Raw genomic sequence first — 2,142 nt, forward strand, 5'->3', positions numbered from 1 at the left:
GGATGATGTCGACCACCGGTTTGCCGGTCTTCGGATCGTCGGCGGCCAGCACCTTGGCGGTGATCTCGATCAGGTAGGAGTTGAGCCGGCCCTTGTTCCAGTTGGCAAACACCGTGCCGATCTCTTTCGGGCCCATGCCCAGGCCGTCGCGCAGGATGCCGTAGATCTCCGCGATCATCTGCATGTCGGCATATTCGATGCCGTTGTGGATGGTCTTGACGAAATGTCCGGCGCCGTCGGTGCCGAGCCATGCCGCGCAGGGTTCGTCCTTGAATTTGGCGGAGATCGCCGTCAGCACCTTCTCGACGCGCTTCCATGAGTCCTCCGTGCCGCCGACCATGATCGACGGCCCGTGGCGTGCCCCCTCCTCGCCGCCGGACACGCCCATGCCGATGAAGGTGAGACCCGAACCGGAAAGCTCGGAGAAGCGCCGCATCGTGTCGCGGAAATTGGCGTTGCCGGCATCGATGACGATGTCGTTGGCCGACAGCACGCCACGCAGTGCCGCGATCTGTTCGTCGACCGGCTTGCCGGCCAGCACCATGATGATGATCGGGCGCGGCGGCCGGATCGCGGCGGCGAGCTCTTCAAGGCTGTAGCAGGGCACGACCATGTCCCTGAGTGCGCCGGCATTCTCGACAAAGGCATCGGTGCGCGCCCTGGTGCGGTTGAAGACAGCGATGCGGTGCCCGTGCTCGGCGATGTTGAGCGCCAGGTTGGAGCCCATCGTGCCAAGGCCGATCAGGCCGATTTCGGCTTTTTCCATCGTTTCTTCCCTGCTCTCGGATCGTTTGTTGAGACCGCGATTTTGCGGGCGATGATTGACGGGCCTTGACGCCTGCGTCAACCGCCTCGCCGAATTGTGTTGCCCGGATTGTCGGTCGTGCCCGTGTAGAGGTACCTGGCAGTCCCGCCTACGGCCTGATGTCGACGGGCGCCTCGATCTTCACCATCTGAAAATCCGAGACCAGTATGTCGATGCGCACCGTCCACCGGCCGGGCAGCGGAATGACGAGGTTGTCGACGCGCCAGCTGCCGTCGCCGGGCTTGGTTGCCGCGCGCTTCAAGGGCTCGATGCCGGAATCGGGCTTTGACAGCACAAGCGTTACCTCCTTGGCGTCGAGCGGGCCGAAATCGCCGCTCATGATGACCATCGAGGCAACGACCGGGCCGGCATGGCCTGGAGTGATGTTGAGATCGGCCATCGCTTGCAGCGCGTGGATATGGACCGACACCGGTTGCGCTGCCGCGATCGCCAGGGCTCGTGGCGGCGGTGTGAAGCGCCAGCCCGCGGCAACGCCGAAAATCGCCAACACGATCAACATCTCGACGCCGATCGAGCGGACCAGCCTGCGTTGAACTTCCGTCGATCCCGCCTCGGCCGATGCCGTGAGTTTCCAGCGGTTGACGGCAGCGAGCGTGAACAGAAAGACCAGCAGCCCGAGCTTGATCAGCAGCAGCCTTCCATAGGCGGTGTCGACCAATGCCGCGGGCGTTTGCACCTGGATGACGGCAAGCACGGTGCCGGCAGCGGCAAGCACGGCCACCACGGGCAGGATCGCCCAAGAAAATCGCCGCAGGAATGGCGTGGCCTCCGCCGATTGCCCCTTGAGCGCCAGCCCGAGTGGGACCAATGCGCCGACCCACGACGCGATGCAGACGCCATGCAGGAACACCATCGGCCGCGTCAGCCATTGCGGTTCGGCGGCACTGGCATGGCCGCTGGCGGCAAGGGCAATCCCCACCCCGGCCAGGCCGGCCAGCGCCAATGGCTTGGCGGTGGCACGGGGACCGGCCAGCGACAGCAGGCCAAGCCCCAGCGCGATCAGCGCGACCAGCACCGTCCAGCCGAAGCTGGTGCCGAGCCCGGTCCGCCAGATGACCGATTGTGCCAGATGGGAGAGCGGCGCCCCGAGTGCATCAAGCCCCTGCAATCCGAGCGACAGGGACGACGCGACCAGCCCGCTCAGGATTGCAGCTGCAACGAAGCGTTGCCCGGCACGGGCACTTCCGGCCAACCAGGCAAGCGCGAAGGCGCCGCCAACGCCGAGGTCGAGGCCGACGTAGAGAACGATTTTGCCCGCCCAGATAGCCGACCGCAACGGCCAGTCGACGGTTTCGGATACGGCCGCCGGTTCGCTG

General features: G+C 65.5%; 2 protein-coding genes. Both read right to left on the bottom strand.

What is annotated here, in order from left to right:
* The coding region (locus EN884_RS34030) for an NAD(P)-binding domain-containing protein (RefSeq protein WP_164746496.1) at positions 1–766 on the bottom strand (766 nt) is incomplete at its 3' end.
* A gap of 148 nt (positions 767–914) precedes the next feature.
* A partial coding sequence (locus EN884_RS34035) for a copper resistance D family protein (protein WP_164895354.1) occupies positions 915–2,142 on the bottom strand: 1,228 nt, incomplete at its 5' end.

The organism is Mesorhizobium sp. M7A.F.Ca.AU.001.01.1.1 (genome assembly GCF_004022735.1).
In the GTDB taxonomy this organism is placed as follows: domain Bacteria; phylum Pseudomonadota; class Alphaproteobacteria; order Rhizobiales; family Rhizobiaceae; genus Mesorhizobium; species Mesorhizobium ciceri.